Raw genomic sequence first — 260 nt, forward strand, 5'->3', positions numbered from 1 at the left:
TGCAAAGGTGAAATATTCCTGAAGTTTGAAAATATGCAGCGTACGGGTTCATTTAAAATTCGTGGCGCATTTAATAAATTAAGTTCACTGACCGATGCGGAAAAACGCAAAGGCGTGGTGGCCTGTTCTGCGGGCAACCATGCGCAAGGGGTTTCCCTCTCCTGCGCGATGCTGGGTATCGACGGTAACGTGGTGATGCCAAAAGGTGCGCCAAAATCCAAAGTAGCGGCAACGTGCGACTACTCCGCAGAAGTCGTTCT

The 260-nt window shown here is 49.6% G+C and carries 1 protein-coding gene; it reads left to right on the forward strand.

The annotated features are described in order from the left end of the window. Positions 1-260, forward strand: a 260-nt coding sequence (locus FN960_RS24315; protein WP_143850832.1) for a pyridoxal-phosphate dependent enzyme, incomplete at both ends; no start/stop codon positions are given.

The organism is Alkalicoccobacillus porphyridii (assembly GCF_007293315.1).
Taxonomy (GTDB): Bacteria; Bacillota; Bacilli; order Bacillales; family Bacillaceae_D; genus Alkalicoccobacillus; species Alkalicoccobacillus porphyridii.